The organism is Streptomyces sp. NPDC003077 (assembly GCF_040611095.1).
Classification (GTDB): domain Bacteria; phylum Actinomycetota; class Actinomycetes; order Streptomycetales; family Streptomycetaceae; genus Streptomyces.
The window spans coordinates 160,611-177,273 of sequence record NZ_JBEXNM010000011.1 but is presented as its reverse complement, the minus strand read 5'-3'; the positions used below and the strand labels follow the sequence as shown (position 1 = coordinate 177,273).

The window sequence follows — 16,663 nt, the reverse complement described above, 5'->3', positions numbered from 1 at the left end:
GCGTCCGGCACGTCCCGTGCGGCCGAGAGGCGTCCGCCCGAAGGGCGGTCCTTCGAGCCCTTCGGGCGGGACCACACCCCGCCGCCGGCGCCCGGCCCGGACGGCGCCACGAGCCTGTCAGAGCTTGGGCACCACGGGCTCTGGAAGCTGGTCGACCCAACCTTGCAGGACACCAGTTGCTTCGGCTCGTAGTGAGCCGTCGGCCGCTTCCTCGCGAAGGAACCGACGCTCGATCGGGTAGGCGAGTTCTCGATAAAACTGGATGTCCTCGAACCCGCTTATTGCAACGTCGTTACTGGTCGCACCGAACACTAGTCGCGGCAATCGCGCCCAATAGCAAGCCGCCAGACACATTGGGCAAGGCTCGCTGCTGCTGTACATGACGCCATCCTCGAATAGATGACGTTGCAGGGTTTCCCCGGCCGCTCGGAGGGCCATCACTTCGGCGTGTGCCGTAGGGTCGCGCAACTCTACGACGCTACTCGTTCCTTCGCTCACGATTTCGCCGTCGATCACGATGATTGCCCCGAAAGGTGTTTTGCCCTCCTCTGAGAGGGACTTTCGCGACAGATTGATGGCGTGTTGCAGGAATTTCCGATCGTCCTGGTTGAGCGTCATGCGAATTCCTTGCGTTCGGAAGGGCGTCTAATTTTCTGCCTTGGTCCTCTTCCTCCAAGGTTTGAGAGGAGTGACGAAGCGAAGTTCTGTGCGGTCCGCCGGGTATTCTGCGTCGGAAATCTCGACTGTGCGATTTTCGGCATCTATTGAGATCCGACGGCAAATCAGCAGCGGCACGCCATCGGGGAGTCCCCATTGTTGGGCTTCGACCGTGGTTGGCATTCGGCCGGTCACTTGGTCAATTACGCACATGACCTCGATGCCGACAGTCGAGAGTTGGTGAAGTGTGCCCCCCGGCCAAGGTTCGTTCGTCTCGTCGAGCAGCTCGGGGTTTGCGCTGACAAGAGCAAGCGGGATGTAAGAAGTACTGAACGAAAGCAGATGCCCGCTTCTCGCATCCCTGGATTCGAACCTTCGGCGCAGTAGAGTTTCACCTACCGGTATTCCGAGTAGTTCGGCTAGCTCGGAACTGCTCTCGATCTCATCGTACCGGGATGAGAATTCTTGGTCTCCAATGGACATGCCGAGGTTGGTTTCGGCTTCGCCCACGTTCTTCCGTTCGCCTTCGGGGCGCCGCGCCATGTCCTTTTCTGCTTGATGGCGTTCCGAAGATCGAACCACGCGGCCGGGTGGAACTCGTACCACCGGAGCTTTCCCGCGTCCGGTCGTAATCAGGCCTTGCGCTTTCAGGAGGTTGATAGCGCTGCGCGCGGAATTCATGGAGCAGGACCACAGGTCGCGGATTTCCCCGAGCGTGGGAAGCGATGCCCCCGGTGCTAGGTCGCCTCGCTCGATCTGCATCCGAATGTCGTCGGCGATCCGTAGATGGATGGGTGCCTGCACTGCCGTGGGCTGAGGGTCCATGCGCCCATGGTTGCAGGTTCGCCGGTTTGTGGGCAAACCCTTGTGGGTGGCGCCTTGCGGCGCTACGGTCTCCCCAGAGTTCGTCAGTTTGCCCACAAACCCGCGAACTGGCGTAGCAAGGAGCGGCTTCCTACCGCCAAGCAGACAGCCGCTCCCTGACCCAGAAAGGGCACTCTCATCATGCCTGAGATCACTTCTAAGCGGTCTCTCTGCCAGCGGACCACCGGCAGGACATGGAGCACGGGGGTGGCGTCATGAGCACTGTCACTCCCGAACGCCGCTGGACGACGGAGGCCGACAAGCCCTCCGACTCCGTACCGCAAGTGACCGTCACGGTGACCGGCCCGGCTCCGAAACAGTTCAAGCCGCTCCAAGCCCCGGACACACCGCTGGGCCGGGCCCGGCTGGCTCAAGGCTGGTCGCAGGAGCGCACCGTCCGGGCACTGCTGGCGCTGGCCGACCACTGGGGTTGGCAGGTGGCCGCCGAGAATTCCCTGAAGGTGCAGCTCAGCCGCTGGGAGAACGAGATCGGGCGGCCGGGTGATACCTATCAGGTGCTGTTCTGCGCGCTGTATCGGATGCCGCCGGAGGCGCTGGGCTTCACCGCCTCCGCCCGGTCTGCGGTCCCGGTCACCCGCGCCACGTTGCAACAGCGCGTGGAGGTGCTGGAAGCGCAGTTGGCGCGGTTGGTCGAGCTGACCGAAGCGCTGTTGAGCACTCAGAGGGTCGCGCCGTGAGTGCCGTGACCCGTGTGCTGTTCGCTCGGGCCCCCCGTGCGGGGGGCCCGAGCGGGCTGGCGAAGCGCCGCCGGGAGCAGTGGCCGCGCCCGACCCGGGCGGAGTGGTCACTATGAGCCGTCACCACGTGGGGGCCGGTGCCCGGCGCCGGACGAGGAAGCACAGTCTCGTCCGGCGTGACGGACTCCGCTGTGCCTATTGCCGCCGTTCGTTCCTGGACTTACACGACGCAACGATTGATCACGTCGTGCCGTTGTCCCTGTTCCGCACTTGGGCGACTGAGCATCTGGTGTTGGCCTGCGCGTCGTGCAACGTCCGCAAGGCCGACCGATTGCCGCTGTCCATGGCACTACTGCTGTGCTGGACAACTACCCGTGAACACCCGCAGGCTTCTACGCGTGAGCAGTCGCTCACCCCCGACGAACAGCGGCTTCCCGCTGATGAACACCCGGCCGCGGTGCGCCGTGAACACTTGCTCGCCGGGCGTGAACACCCCGGAGCTATCGTTCATGAACACCTCTCTTCGGGTGTTCACGGGCACCCGGAAGGCGTTCACGAGCGAGCGTTCACGGCCAGCCTGACGGGCTGGCTGCTGCTCGCCCGCCTCGCTCACGCTGGCCAGTTCGCCAAGCACGCGGATGGCTTGCCCGATCAGCACGACTCGACAACCAGTGTGGTGACCACTACCGGGGAAGCCGAGTGAGCGCCTCTGACGGAACCCTGGCCCGCCGACCCTTGGGGTCGGCGCGGCCGGGGTACTCCCTGGACGTTCGCCTGTGGAAGATCAGCAAGACGGGCCGGAAGTCCCGTCCGTACCGGCTCCGGTGGGTGGTCGGCGGCCGGGTGCACAGCGCCATCTTCGGGACTTCCGCGCTGGCGGACAGCCGACGGTCGGAGCTTCGTCAGGCCATGCGGCGCGGGGAGGCGTTCCACGTCGAGAGCGGTTTGCCGGAGTCGGAGCTGCGTGCCGCCGAGGAAGCCGCCGAAGAGGCGCCGTCCGTACGGTGGTTGGAGTTCTGCCGCGACTACTTGGCCGGGCGGTGGCGTACGAGCGCGGCCAAGACCCGTGAGGGCATCGCGGACAGCCTGGCCACGGTCGCCCTGGCCATGGTGGAGCCCAAGGAAGGGGCGCCGCCGGACAAGGAGCTGCGGCTTGCGATGCGGTGGGCGGTGGTGCCCGCGCACCACGGCCAGGAGCCGCCGCCGGAGCTGGACGCGGCTTACGGCTGGCTGGCCGCGAACGCGCGGCCGGTGACCGACCTGGACAAGCCGGAGGTGTTCCGGGACGTGCAGTACCGGCTCAGCTTCCGGCTGGACGGGAAGCCGTCCGGCGGGGAGACCTTCCGGCGCCGGCGCCGGGCGCTGAACGCGGCCCTGGAGTACGCGGTGGCGGCCGGTATTCTCGCGGAGAACCCGCTGCAACGGGCGCGCATGACGCGGTTGACCGCCCATGACGCGGTAGACCCGCGCGTGTTGGTCAACGCCGTGCAGGGGCGGCAACTGCTGGCGGCCGTGTCCTACGTCGGGTCGTGGCACCGGGCCCGGGGGCGGCGCCTGGCCGCGTTCTTCGCGGTCATCTACTTCGCGGCGCTCCGCCCAGCCGAAGTGGTCGGCCTGCGGCTGGCCGACTGCGACTTACCCGAGACCGGGTGGGGGACGCTGACGCTCAGGGAGACGCGGCCGGTGTCGGGCAAGCAGTGGACCGACTCCGGGGAGCGGCACGACCGCCGGGGCCTGAAGGCCCGGGAAGCGGACACCGACCGCCCGGTGCCCATCCCTCCCGTGCTGGTCGCCCTGCTCCGGGATCATCTGGCGGAGTTCGGCACGGCCGGGGATGGGCGGGTGTTCGGCAACGAGCGGGGTGGCGTCGTCGGATCGTCCACCTACTGGCGGGTGTGGGAGGAGGCGCGGGAGTTCGCGCTGCCTCCCGATCGGGTGGTGTCGCCGTTGGCCGGGCGCCCGTACGACCTGCGGCACGCCTGCATCACCCGGTGGTTGAACGCGGGGGTGCCCATCGCGGAAGTGGCGCGGAGGGTCGGCAACTCCCCGGAGGTGATCCACCGCCGATACCACGGCTGCATCGACGGACACGAGGAAGCCGCCAACGAGAAGATCACGAGGGCGTTGGAGGCGGAGGGCGACACGGCGTAGCCGAAGTGTGTCGCGCATGAGTCGCGATCAGTGAGACGCAATGAGAAAGAGCGGGAGACAGTGAGACTGTCTCCCGCTCTTTCATGTCGGCATCTGCGCTGGTCAGCCGCTTGATTTGGCTGGTCCGAGCGAGGTGCCCCCGGCAGGATTCGAACCTGCGCACACGGCTCCGGAGGCCGTTGCTCTATCCCCTGAGCTACGGGGGCTTGTCTGTCGGGCGGTGCGCCCTGGCGACAGGTAGAACACTACCAGCTCCTCAGGGGTGGTCATGAACAGGTGGTCGGAGGGGGTGGAGGGGTGGGCTGTAGCGCATGGGGTGGGGTCGGCGGGGGAGGTTGGCGAAAGGTCCCCCGCACGGGGCGGAAGTGGGCAAAAGGCGGACGCGGGCGGAGGTGCGCGCCTAGTCTCAAGGTGTGCCTGGCGTGTCCGGCCGGGTCCTTGTCGTCGACGACAACAAGGTCATCCGGCAGTTGATCAGGGTCAACCTTGAGCTGGAGGGCTTCGAGGTCGTGACCGCGGCTGATGGTGCCGAGTGTCTGGAGATCGTGCATCAGGTCAGTCCGGATGTCGTGACGCTGGATGTGGTGATGCCTCGGCTCAACGGGCTGGAGGCGGCGGAGCGGCTGCGGGCCGATGCGCGGACGCGGGACATTCCGCTCGTCATCGTCAGTGCCTGCACCCAGCTGGAGGTGGAGAGCGGGCAGGCGGTCGGGGTGGACGCCTTCCTGGAGAAGCCGTTCGAGCCGGTGGAGCTGGTGCGCGTGGTGCGCCGGCTGATCAGGCACGGGCGGGAAAGCGGGAATGCCGAGGGGATGGAGCCCGAAGGGGCTGCCGAGGGGGCGCAGGGGCTGGCGGATGCCGGTGGGGAGGAGTCGGAGTCCGTGGTCCGGCCGACCCGCTGAGAGCGGGCGGCCGGGCCACGGGCACTGCTGGCGCCGGTCGGCGGCAGTGCGGCTTCGGGGGTTGTTGGCGGGGATGGGCGCTTTGTGTGCGCGACCTGGAGATGGTCGCGGTGTCCGAGTGGTGAAACCGGGTGGTGGGGGGACCGGGCCTCTCCCATACGCTGGGGGTTGTGACGCCCGCTGAGCTTTCCTGTGCCGTGCTGCGCGCCGTGCGTGGTGCCGTGGAGGACGGGGAGCTTTCCGTGACGGTGCCGGAGCGGGTGGTGGTGCGTCCGCCGTCGCTGGGCGGGGTCGGGGATTACGCGTCGAATGTGGCGTTGCGGCTGGCCGGGCCCGCTGGGCGGGCGCCGGGGGAGGTCGCGGAGATTCTGCGGAGGCGGCTGGAGGGCGTTGCCGGGATCGGGCGGGTCGAGGTCGCGGGGCCGGGTTTTTTGAACTTCACGTTGGGGGCGGGGGCCTCCGTCGCCGGGTTGGTGCGGATGGTGCTGGGGGAAGGCGCTGCTTACGGCGGTGATGGGAGAGACGTCCCGCCGTTGAGGGGGAAGGGGGAGCCGCGGGCCGTCGTCGAGGAGCCTCGGGGCGTCATCGTCGGGGAGGCGTTGGGGCGGATCTTCCGGGCGGTGGGGGCGGAGGAGACCCCGGAGCGGCCTGTCGTGCGGCCCCTGGAATCCGGGCTCACGCTCGAAGGTCTGCGGGCTCGGCTGGGGGAGGACGAGCTGCGGTGGGCGGTGCTGCGGACGGCGGCGCACGATCGGGTGCGGCTGCCGGAGCGGCCCGTGCAGCGGGAGGGCAATCCGCGGTTCGCGGTGCAGTACGCGCATGCGCGGGCGCGGGCCGTGGTGCGGAACGCGGGGGAGCTGGGGATCGCGGGGGAGGCCGGGGATCCCGGTTTTGTGGCCGGGGAACCTTCGAAGACTTCGAAGACTTCGGGGCGCCCTGACGGCCTCGCCTCGTCCGCTGCCGACCAGCACGTCGCCGTTGGCGACCGGCGCGCCCCGGGGCCCGACCGGCCCGCCCCCGGCCCCGCCCTCTGCGCCGCGCTCGCTTCCTACCCCGCCGTCGTCCAGGCTGCCGCGCGGCACCGGGCGCCCGAGCGGGTCGCCCGGCATGTGGAGGACACGGCCGAGGCGTTCTTCCGGTGTGTGGACGCGTACCCGCCGTTGCCGGTCGGGGAGGAGAAACCCTTGGCCGTGCACCGCGCCCGGGTGGCCCTTGCCGAAGCCACGGGGACGGTGCTCGCCAACGGCCTGCGTCTGCTCGGCATCTCCGCCCCCGAGCGCCTGTAAGGGAAGCAAGGAAGGCCGGTGCACAGTGTGGTGTGCCGGGGTTTCCGGTGCAGGTGCGGGGGAGCCGGTCGTCCGCGTGTGTGCGGGGGCCGGCGGTCCGTCCGTACCGGTCCGGGCGCGGCGTCGAAGGTGACGTGCGCGGTGGTCGGGCCGGGTCTTCGTCGTCATCCATCGTCAGTGTCTCGCCGCGCGTCGGGCCGTGGGGCTCCCGTGCGGCAGGGGCTCGTACGACAGAATTCGTACGTCGTCACAGAGGGGAATCCCCGTCACCATGAGCCGTTCCGCACATCCCGCAGGTCCCCGGCACGGAGACGTGCTGCCCGAGGGGCACTACAGCGCGCCGCCCGCCGATCTGAACGCCCTCGATCCGCGGGTGTGGTCCCGCACGGTCGAGCGCGGGGCCGAGGGGGCCGTGACCATTGGGGGGATGGACGTCCGGAAGCTGGCCGAGGAGTTCGGTACGCCGGCGTTCTTCCTGGACGAGGAGGACTTCCGGGCGCGGTGCCGGGCGTGGAAGGACGCGTTCGGGGAGGGGGCCGACGTCTTCTACGCGGGGAAGGCGTTCCTTTCGCGGGCCGTCGTGCGGTGGCTGGACGAGGAGGGGATGAACCTCGACGTCTGCTCGGGCGGGGAGCTGGCCACGGCGCTGGCGGCGGGGATGCCGGCCGAGCGGATCGCGCTGCACGGGAACAACAAGAGCGTGGCGGAGATCACCCGGGCCGTGGAGGCGGGGGTCGGGCGGATCGTGCTCGACTCGTTCCAGGAGATCGTGCGGGTGGCGCACATCGCTGAGCGGCTGGGGAAGCGGCAGCGGGTGCAGATCCGGGTGACGGTGGGCGTGGAGGCCCATACGCACGAGTTCATCGCGACCGCGCACGAGGACCAGAAGTTCGGGATCGCGCTGGCCGGGGGGCAGGCGGCGGAGGCGGTGCGGCGGGTGCTGGGGCTGCCGAGCCTGGAGCTGACGGGCATCCATTCGCACATCGGGTCGCAGATCTTCGACATGGCCGGGTTCGAGGTGTCGGCCCGGCGCGTGGTGGGGCTGCTGTCGCAGGTGCGGGACGAGCACGGGGTCGAGCTGCCGGAGATCGATCTGGGGGGCGGGCTCGGGATCGCGTACACCTCGGAGGACGATCCGCGGGAGCCGCAGGAGATCGCGAAGGCGCTGGGCGACATCGTGACGCGGGAGTGCGCGGTGGCCGGGCTGGCGGTGCCGCGGCTGTCGGTGGAGCCGGGGCGGGCCATCGTCGGGCCGACCGCTTTCACGCTGTACGAGATCGGGACGGTCAAGGAACTGGCCGGGCTGCGGACCTATGTGTCCGTCGACGGCGGGATGTCGGACAATATTCGTACGGCTCTGTACGACGCCGAGTACAGCGTGGTGCTGGCCTCGCGCGTCTCGCAGGCCGAGCCCATGCTGTCGCGGGTGGTCGGCAAGCACTGCGAGAGCGGGGACATCGTGGTCCGGGACGCGTTCCTGCCCGCGGACGTGGCGCCCGGTGACCTGCTCGCCGTGCCGGCGACCGGTGCGTACTGCCGGTCGATGGCCAGCAACTACAACCACGCGTTGCGTCCGCCGGTGGTGGCGGTCCGCGACGGCGAGGCGCGGGTGATCGTCCGGCGCGAGACGGAGGAAGACCTCCTGCGGCTCGACGTCGGTTAAGTGAAATGGATGTCTCGGCATCTGGACGACGGGCAGAATCTGTCGTCCGGTGCGTGAGACTGGTGCATTGACGAGCACGAAAGTGAAACGAGGTCGAATGATGCGTACGCGTCCGCTGAAGGTGGCGCTGCTGGGCTGTGGTGTGGTCGGCTCAGAGGTGGCGCGCATCATGACGACGCACGCCGACGACCTCACGGCGCGCATCGGCGCGCCGGTGGAGCTCGCGGGGATCGCGGTACGGCGCCCGGACAAGGTCCGCGCCGGCGTCCCCGCCGAGCTCGTCACCACCGACGCGACGGCGCTGGTCAAACGCGGGGACATCGATGTGGTCATCGAGGTCATCGGCGGTATCGAACCGGCCCGCACGCTGATCACCACCGCCTTCGAGCACGGCGCGAGCGTGGTGTCCGCCAACAAGGCGCTGGTCGCCGCGGACGGCGCCGCGCTGCACGCCGCGGCCACCGAGCACGGCGCGGACCTCTATTACGAGGCCGCCGTCGCGGGCGCCATTCCGCTGGTGAGGCCGCTGCGCGAGTCGCTGGCCGGCGACAAGGTCAACCGGGTGCTGGGCATCGTGAACGGGACGACCAACTTCATCCTCGACAAGATGGACAGCACCGGCGCCGGGTACTCCGAGGCGCTGGACGAGGCCACCGCCCTCGGGTACGCCGAGGCCGACCCGACCGCCGACGTCGAGGGCTTCGACGCGGCGGCGAAGGCCGCGATCCTGGCGGGCATCGCCTTCCACACCCGGGTCACCATCGACGACGTGTACCGCGAGGGGCTGACCGAGGTCACCGCCTCCGACATCGCCTCCGCGAAGCGGATGGGCTGCACGGTCAAGCTGCTGGCGATCTGCGAGCGGGCCGCGGACGGCGCGTCGGTGACGGCGCGCGTGCACCCGGCGATGATCCCGCTCAGCCACCCGCTGGCCTCGGTGCGCGGCGCGTACAACGCGGTCTTCGTGGAGGCGGAGGCGGCCGGGCAGCTCATGTTCTACGGGCCCGGCGCGGGCGGCTCGCCGACCGCCTCGGCGGTGCTGGGCGACCTCGTCGCCGTCTGCCGCAACAAGCTCGCCGGGGCGAACGGGCCGGGCGAGTCGGCGTACACGCGCCTGCCGGTCAGCCCGATGGGCGAGGTCGTCACGCGCTACCACATCAGCCTGGACGTGGCCGACAAGCCCGGCGTCCTCGCCCAGGTCGCCACGGTCTTCGCCGAGCACGGCGTATCCATCGATACGGTGCGCCAGCAGGGCAAGGCGGGCGAGGCGTCCCTCGTGGTGGTCACGCACCGGGCGGCCGACGCCGCTCTGTCGGCGACCGTCGGGGCGCTGCGCAAGCTGGACACCGTCCGCGGTGTGGCCAGCATCATGCGGGTTGAAGGGGAGTAAAGGAACCCATGTCTGTCATTTCCACCGCCGGCCGTCAGTGGCGCGGGATCATCGAGGAGTACCGCGACCGTCTCCCGGTCGGCGACACGACCGAGGTCGTCACCCTTCGCGAGGGCGGCACGCCGCTCGTACCCGCCCAGGTGCTCTCCGAGCGCACCGGCTGCGAGGTGCACCTGAAGGTCGAGGGTGCCAATCCGACGGGTTCCTTCAAGGACCGCGGCATGACGATGGCCATCACCCGGGCGAAGGAGGAGGGGGCCAAGGCCGTCATCTGCGCCTCCACCGGCAACACCTCCGCCTCGGCCGCCGCGTACGCGGTGCGGGCCGGGATGGTGTGCGCCGTGCTCGTCCCGCAGGGGAAGATCGCGCTGGGCAAGATGGGCCAGGCGCTGGTGCACGGGGCGAAGATCCTGCAGATCGACGGCAATTTCGACGACTGCCTGACCCTGGCCCGCGGGCTCTCGGACAAGTACCCCGTCGCACTTGTGAACTCTGTGAATCCGGTCCGGATCGAGGGCCAGAAGACGGCGGCGTTCGAGATCGTGGACATGCTCGGGGACGCCCCCGACATCCACGTCCTGCCGGTCGGCAACGCCGGCAACATCACCGCGTACTGGAAGGGGTACCGGGAGTACGCCGCCGACGGCATCGCCTCCCGCACCCCGCGCATGTGGGGCTTCCAGGCCTCCGGCAGCGCGCCGATCGTGCGCGGCGAGGTGGTCAAGGACCCGCACACCATCGCGACCGCGATCCGCATCGGCAACCCGGCCTCGTGGCGCTTCGCCGAGCAGGCGCGGGACGAGTCGGGTGGCTTCATCGACGAGGTGACGGACCGTCAGATCCTCGCCGCCTACCGGCTGTTGGCGTCCCGCGAGGGCGTGTTCGTGGAGCCCGCGTCGGCCGCGTCGGTCGCCGGTCTCCTCAAGGCCGCGGACGAGGGCAAGGTCGACCCGGGCCAGAGGATCGTGTGCACGGTCACCGGCAACGGCCTCAAGGACCCGGACTGGGCGGTGGCCGGCGCGCCGCAGCCGGTGACGGTCCCCATCGACGCGGACGCGGCGGCCGAGCGCCTCGGGCTCGCCTGAGGCAGGCGTACGCCGGGTACGCCCGGACGTCGCCGGCCCCCTACGGGGCGCGGCGCACGGACCCCGGGAAAACGGGGTCCGTGCGGGCGTAACCAAGCTCGTACGAAACGGGTTACGGGACCGTCGGACACACCGTCACCCCGCGTACAGCAAATCCAGCAAAGGTTGCAAACGCAGCGTCAGGACGGGGGAGGCGCGCGACACGCATCGTGCGCCTCCTGTGCGCCCTATGTCGCCGCAGAACCTTCCTTCGATAGGCTGGCAGTCAACTCCCCTCCCCACCGCATACCGCAGTGGTGTGCAGGGCAGGTCAGAACGGTCCCCACGAGCCGGCCGGGCGCCTCGGCGCCGCGGCGCTTGCGGCGGGTCCCGCAGCATCAACCAAGGAGAGTCATCGAGCGATGGCCGGTCCAGCGTTCCGCGCCGCCGCCGTCCGGGTGCGCACCCCCGCGACCAGCGCAAATCTCGGTCCCGGCTTCGATGCCCTGGGGCTTTCCCTGGGGCTGTACGACGACATCGTCGTGCGTGTCGCCGACTCCGGACTGCACGTCGACATCGCCGGCGAGGGCGCCGAGACGCTGCCCCGCGACGAGCGCCACCTGCTCGTGCGGGCCCTGCGCACCGCGTTCGACCTGCTCGGCGGGCAGCCGCGGGGCCTGGAGATCGTCTGCGCCAACCGCATCCCGCACGGCCGCGGCCTCGGCTCCTCCTCCGCCGCCATCTGCGCCGGCATCGTCGCCGCCCGCGCCGTGACCATAGGTGGCGAGCAGAAGCTCGACGACGCGGCCCTGCTGGAGCTGGCCACCGAGATCGAGGGCCACCCCGACAACGTCGCCGCCTGCCTGATGGGCGGATTCACGCTGGCCTGGATGGACACCGGCGCCGCGCGGGCGATCAGGATGGACCCGGCCGGTTCCATCGTTCCGGTGGTCTTCGTGCCCGGCAAACCGGTGCTGACGCAGACCGCGCGCGGGCTGCTGCCGCGCACCGTCCCCCATGTGGACGCCGCCGCCAACGCCGGGCGCGCGGCCCTGCTGGTCGAGGCGCTGACCAGGCGTCCCGAGCTGCTGCTCGCCGCGACCGAGGACCGGCTCCACCAGGAGTACCGTGCTCCCGCGATGCCCGACAGCGTCAACCTGGTCAACCGTCTGCGGGCGGACGGCGTCCCTGCTGTCATCTCGGGTGCGGGCCCCACGGTGCTCGCGCTGGTCGAGGACGGTGCGGCCGACAAGGTCGCCCGACTGGCGGGGGAGGGATGGGCGGCCAACCGGCTGGCCCTCGACGCGACGGGTACCTGCGTCCTGCCGCTCGCCGGGTGATCCACGCTTGCCGGTCTTGGAGAGGGGGAATGTTTGTTGGATCCGGTAGTGTTAACCTCAAGTGAGTATCCGATGCCTCTGCGGCGCGGTGCTTCGTGTCCCCGTTCGGGACCACTTTTCTTCCGGGAGCCTCCCAAACTGCTTGGAGCAGTTGCCTGAGCAGAAGCGAGCACGCTCCGGAATCGGCGTGACGGACCACGAGCGCTACGTCTCCGTCCGCCGGAATCATCAATGATCTCTCCGCCGTATCCGGCGGGACCACCGCCCCGGCCCGGCCCGCAAGACGATGGGACCGCAGCCGGACAGCACAACCGGTCGCCGAGCCAGACAGGCCGACGCCCGCTCCAGGGAAGGACCCTTCGTGAGCGACACCACCGATCTGATGGGCGCGCGCACCGATGGCAGTGCCACCACGCCCGCCACGGACGCTCCCGCCGCGCCTGCTACCGGGGCTGCCACGGGTGCCCCGCGGCGACGCCGTTCCGGCACCGGCCTTGAAGGCATGGTCCTGGCAGAGCTGCAGCAGGTCGCGTCCAGCCTCGGTATCAAGGGCACCGCGCGGATGCGCAAGAGCCAGCTGATCGAGGTCATCAAGGAGAGGCAGGCCGGTGCCTCCGGCACCGCGGCCAAGGCCGACGCGCCCGCCGCCGAGACCACCGAGACCAAGCCCAAGCGCCGCGCCACCTCCAAGGCCCGTACGGGTGAGGACGCCGCCGAGAAGGCCGCCAAGACCGAGAAGGCCGCCGAGAAGGCCGGCCAGCAGCAGATCGAGATCCCGGGCCAGCCGGTGAGCGAGGACCAGCCGGCCGGCGAGCGCCGCCGGCGCCGCGCCACCGCCGCCGCGGGCAGCCCCGAGCAGTCCGGCGAGGCCAAGGCCGCCGAGACCAAGGCCGGGGACGTCAAGACCGACACCCGCGCCGAGGCGAAGGCCGAGGCCGCGGCGGACACCGCCGAGGGCCGCCAGGGCAAGTCCGACCGCCAGGACCGCGGCGACCGCCAGGAGCGCGGCCAGAAGGGCGACCGCCGGGAGCGCGGCCAGCGTGACCGCGACCGTGACCGGGACCGTGACCGCCGTGGCAAGAACGCCGACGGCGCCGACGGCGGCAACCAGCAGCAGGGCGGCAACCGCCAGCGCGACAACCGTCCCGAGGACGACGACTTCGAGGGCGGGCGCCGCGGGCGCCGCGGGCGCTACCGGGACCGCCGGGGCCGTCGCGGCCGTGACGACTTCGGCAACGAGCCGCAGGTCAACGAGGACGACGTCCTGATCCCGGTCGCCGGCATCCTCGACATCCTCGACAACTACGCGTTCATCCGGACCTCCGGCTACCTGCCCGGCCCGAACGACGTCTACGTCTCCCTCGCCCAGGTCCGCAAGAATGGCCTGCGCAAGGGCGACCACGTCACCGGCGCGGTGCGCCAGCCGCGCGAGGGCGAGCGGCGCGAGAAGTTCAACGCGCTGGTCCGCCTGGACACCGTCAACAGCGTCTCGCCCGAACAGGGCCGCGGCCGTCCGGAGTTCGGCAAGCTGACCCCGCTGTACCCGCAGGAGCGGCTGCGGCTGGAGGGCGAGCCGGGCGCGCTGACCCCGCGCATCATCGACCTGGTCGCGCCCATCGGCAAGGGCCAGCGCGGGCTGATCGTGGCCCCGCCGAAGACCGGCAAGACCATGATCATGCAGGCGGTCGCCAACTCGATCACCCGCAACAACCCCGAGTGCCACCTGATGGTCGTCCTCGTCGACGAGCGTCCGGAAGAGGTCACCGACATGCAGCGGTCGGTCAAGGGCGAGGTCATCTCCTCGACCTTCGACCGCCCCGCCGAGGACCACACCACCGTCGCCGAGCTGGCCATCGAGCGCGCCAAGCGCCTCGTGGAGCTGGGCCACGACGTGGTCGTCCTGCTGGACTCCATCACCCGCCTGGGCCGCGCGTACAACCTCGCCGCCCCGGCGTCCGGCCGCATCCTGTCCGGTGGTGTGGACTCCACCGCGCTGTACCCGCCGAAGAAGTTCTTCGGCGCGGCGCGCAACATCGAGGACGGCGGCTCGCTGACCATCCTGGCCACCGCGCTGGTCGAGACCGGCTCGCGGATGGACGAGGTGATCTTCGAGGAGTTCAAGGGCACCGGCAACATGGAGCTCAAGCTCGACCGGAAGCTCGCCGACAAGCGCATCTTCCCGGCGGTGGACGTGGACGCGTCCGGCACCCGCAAGGAAGAGATCCTGATGGGCAGCGACGAGCTGGCCATCGTGTGGAAGCTGCGCCGGGTGCTGCACGCCCTGGACCAGCAGCAGGCCATCGAGCTGCTGCTGGACAAGATGAAGCAGACGAAGTCCAACGCGGAGTTCCTGCTGCAGATCCAGAAGAACACGCCGGGCATGTCCAACGGCAACGACTGACGTCGCCGGACGGTCTCTCGAAGCCCTCCTCCTCGCACAGGCGAGGGGGAGGGCTTCGTCGTGGCCGGGCGGGGCCAGGGGACGGCCGTGTGTCGCGCCGCCGGGTGCGCACGGCGCGGTAGGCGGACTCCCGCACGGGGCGTACGCCCACGTCACGGTCCGTGGGTCGTCAGGGGCTCGTTCCGCGTCCGGAATCGGTCGGAGATGCGGTGAGGCGGCTGTCGCCGAGGGTGACGAGCGGGGGAGGGGAGCGGTCCGCGGCTGAGACCTTCCGCACACCCGCCAAGATCGGGCCGACCGTCGGCGGTTTCCGGCCATCCCGGCGAAATCCCAGGTGGGCGGCATGGTCACCGGCCGCGCTGGGGCGCCGGGCACCCGTTTTTCCCGGAACGGTCCATAGATGTGCTGTGCAACCCTTCCCGTCGACCCCCCGTCTGACAAGGCACGACAAACCTGGCTGAACAGGGGCGGCGAGGGGTAGCCGAGCGAACGAGGACTGAGGAGCAGATGGCGGACAGCAGCAACGCCGCGAAACCGGCCCGGAGCCGGTCGCGCGGCATACGTCCCACGGGCCGTCGGCGCAAGGCCCCCACCCGGCGCCGCCGCGTCCTGACCATCGCCGGCTGCACGCTGGCCGGCTGTGTGCTGGTCGGCGGCGCGGGGCTCGGCTACGTGTACTTCAGCCTCAACGGCAACCTCAAGGGCGTCGACATCAACGCCGCCCTCGGCGACGACCGCCCCGAGAACATCGACAACGGCTCGATGGACATCCTCGTCATGGGCTCCGACTCGCGGGCCGGGCAGAACAGCGCGTACGGCGCCGACGAGGGCGGGGCGCGCTCCGACACGGCGATGGTCGTGCACGTCTACGAGGGCCACAAGCGCGCCAGTGTCGTCAGCATCCCCCGCGACACGCTGATAGAACGGCCCGACTGCACGAAGGACGGCAAGCCCGTCCCCGGGCAGCGTCGGGCGATGTTCAACACCGCCTTCGAGGTCGGCGGGCCGGCGTGCGCCGTGAAGACCGTCGAGTCGATGAGCGGCATCCGCATGGACCACTTCGTCGAGGTCGACTTCACCGGCTTCAAGAAACTCATCGACGCGCTCGGTGGGGTGGACATCACCACCACCAAGCCGATCAACGACAAGGACAGCCACCTGCACCTCCCGGCGGGCGCGCACACGCTCAACGGGGAGCAGGCCCTGGGGCTCGTCCGGACCCGGCACGGCGTCCCCGGCGGCGACGGCAGCGACCTGGGCCGCATCCAGCTCCAGCAGACCTTCCTGAAGGCCCTCATGGACCAGGTGCGCGGCATCGGGCTGATGTCCAACCCGGCCCGGCTCTACGGCATCGCCGACACCGCCACCAAGGCCATCACGACCGACACCGACCTGAACTCGGTCACCGGACTGATGGGCCTGGCCAAGAGCCTGGGCGGGATCGGCTCCCGGAACATCCACATGGTGACGCTGCCGGTGGCCTACGACCCGGCCGACCCCAACCGCGTGCTGCCGCTCCAGAAGCAGACCGGCCAGGTCTGGGACGCGCTGCGTCAGGACAAGGACATCCCGGCTTCCGCGGTCAAGGACTCGGCGGGGGACAAGGGCGGGACGTCCGGGTACGTCAAGTAGCCGCGCGGGCCGATTACGGCAGGTAGCCGTTGTTTCACGTGAAACGGCGACGCGGGCGTCCGGGGCACCGGAGGGAATATCCCGCACCGCCCCCCGGTTTGGGCCAAAGGCCCCGGTCCTGGCAGACTGGAGCGTCGGTCCCGGTTCACGTGACGCAAACCGTGTGACGACCCGGAACCCTCCCGAACCTAGGAGATCCCTTGAAGCGCGACATTCACCCCGAGTACGTCGAGACGCAGGTCAGCTGCACCTGTGGCGCGTCGTTCACCACCCGCAGCACCGTCGCGGACGGCACCATCCGTGCCGACGTCTGCTCCGAGTGCCACCCGTTCTACACGGGCAAGCAGAAGATCCTCGACACCGGTGGCCGTGTGGCCCGCTTCGAGGCCCGCTTCGGCAAGAACGCCGGCTCCGCCAAGAAGTAGCGATCCGCAAGGCGCCGGATTCCGGTCACCTCTCGCTGGGGTGACCGGACCGGCGTTTTGTCGTCCAGGCCACGGACCCGGCCGGAGGTCCCCCAGGCCGCGGCACCACCGCACGGCGCCGCCCCGCGGCACCGGCGGCACGCACGTCCCGCGGCGCCCGCGGCCCAGCCGGCACCCGGGAAACACAGGC

At 70.1% G+C, this 16,663-nt stretch carries 14 protein-coding genes and 1 tRNA gene; 12 read left to right on the top strand and 3 right to left on the bottom strand.

The genetic code is table 11. The annotated features are described in order from the left end of the window. Positions 1-117: 117 nt before the first annotated feature. Together ABZX96_RS11005 and ABZX96_RS11000 are read right to left on the bottom strand one after the other, a co-directional pair. The gene (locus tag ABZX96_RS11005; RefSeq protein WP_355541361.1) at positions 118-618 is read right to left on the bottom strand and encodes a nucleoside deaminase; all 501 of its coding nucleotides are present in this window, start codon (positions 616-618) and stop codon (positions 118-120) included. Positions 619-645: 27 nt separating this feature from the next. Continuing rightward, on the bottom strand, positions 646-1,482 hold the full coding sequence (locus tag ABZX96_RS11000; protein WP_355541358.1) for a GntR family transcriptional regulator: 837 nt from the start codon (positions 1,480-1,482) through the stop codon (positions 646-648). A 254-nt stretch (positions 1,483-1,736) separates the two neighbouring features. Here ABZX96_RS11000 and ABZX96_RS10995 point away from each other — a divergent pair, with 254 nt between their 5' ends. The 3 genes from ABZX96_RS10995 (at position 1,737) to ABZX96_RS10985 (ending at position 4,370) form a co-directional block, all read left to right on the top strand. Then, positions 1,737-2,219: an XRE family transcriptional regulator gene (locus ABZX96_RS10995; RefSeq protein WP_355541355.1), complete on the top strand. Its 483-nt coding sequence runs from the start codon at positions 1,737-1,739 to the stop codon at positions 2,217-2,219. Between the two features lie 112 nt (positions 2,220-2,331). Further along, entirely contained in the window at positions 2,332-2,922 is a 591-nt protein-coding gene (locus ABZX96_RS10990) for an HNH endonuclease (RefSeq protein WP_355541352.1), read from the top strand. Next, entirely contained in the window at positions 2,919-4,370 is a 1,452-nt protein-coding gene (locus tag ABZX96_RS10985; protein ID WP_355541349.1) for a site-specific integrase, read from the top strand. The genes ABZX96_RS10990 and ABZX96_RS10985 overlap by 4 nt, the downstream gene beginning before the upstream one ends. A gap of 134 nt (positions 4,371-4,504) precedes the next feature. On the opposite strand, the gene ABZX96_RS10980 is transcribed toward ABZX96_RS10985, so the two are convergent. Next, positions 4,505-4,576: transfer RNA gene (locus ABZX96_RS10980), tRNA-Arg, on the bottom strand. Between the two features lie 207 nt (positions 4,577-4,783). Here ABZX96_RS10980 and ABZX96_RS10975 point away from each other — a divergent pair. The 9 genes from ABZX96_RS10975 to rpmE all read left to right on the top strand — a co-directional run bounded on the left by ABZX96_RS10975 (position 4,784) and on the right by rpmE (position 16,473). After that, on the top strand, positions 4,784-5,272 hold the full coding sequence (locus ABZX96_RS10975) for a response regulator (protein ID WP_355541346.1): 489 nt from the start codon (positions 4,784-4,786) through the stop codon (positions 5,270-5,272). A 170-nt stretch (positions 5,273-5,442) separates the two neighbouring features. Continuing rightward, entirely contained in the window at positions 5,443-6,558 is a 1,116-nt protein-coding gene (gene nrtL, locus ABZX96_RS10970; RefSeq protein ID WP_355541343.1) for an ArgS-related anticodon-binding protein NrtL, read from the top strand. Between the two features lie 271 nt (positions 6,559-6,829). Next, a complete protein-coding gene (gene lysA / locus ABZX96_RS10965) occupies positions 6,830-8,221 on the top strand; it encodes a diaminopimelate decarboxylase (protein WP_355541340.1) in 1,392 nt (463 codons plus the stop codon). Positions 8,222-8,318: 97 nt separating this feature from the next. Next, entirely contained in the window at positions 8,319-9,611 is a 1,293-nt protein-coding gene (locus tag ABZX96_RS10960) for a homoserine dehydrogenase (protein ID WP_355541337.1), read from the top strand. 8 nt (positions 9,612-9,619) lie between these two features. Further along, a complete protein-coding gene (gene thrC, locus ABZX96_RS10955) occupies positions 9,620-10,696 on the top strand; it encodes a threonine synthase (protein WP_355541334.1) in 1,077 nt (358 codons plus the stop codon). A gap of 401 nt (positions 10,697-11,097) precedes the next feature. Continuing rightward, positions 11,098-12,015 carry a homoserine kinase gene (gene thrB, locus ABZX96_RS10950; protein ID WP_355541331.1) on the top strand — a complete coding sequence of 306 codons (918 nt, stop codon included), beginning with the start codon at positions 11,098-11,100 and terminating at the stop codon, positions 12,013-12,015. A gap of 361 nt (positions 12,016-12,376) precedes the next feature. Beyond that, positions 12,377-14,416 carry a transcription termination factor Rho gene (rho, locus tag ABZX96_RS10945; protein ID WP_355541328.1) on the top strand — a complete coding sequence of 680 codons (2,040 nt, stop codon included), beginning with the start codon at positions 12,377-12,379 and terminating at the stop codon, positions 14,414-14,416. 507 nt (positions 14,417-14,923) lie between these two features. Next, positions 14,924-16,048, top strand: coding sequence for an LCP family protein (locus ABZX96_RS10940; RefSeq protein WP_355541325.1), 1,125 nt, complete (start codon positions 14,924-14,926; stop codon positions 16,046-16,048). Between the two features lie 200 nt (positions 16,049-16,248). Continuing rightward, complete coding sequence (gene rpmE, locus ABZX96_RS10935) at positions 16,249-16,473, top strand: 50S ribosomal protein L31 (protein WP_004953295.1); 225 nt, start codon at positions 16,249-16,251, stop codon at positions 16,471-16,473. Positions 16,474-16,663: the final 190 nt, after the last annotated feature.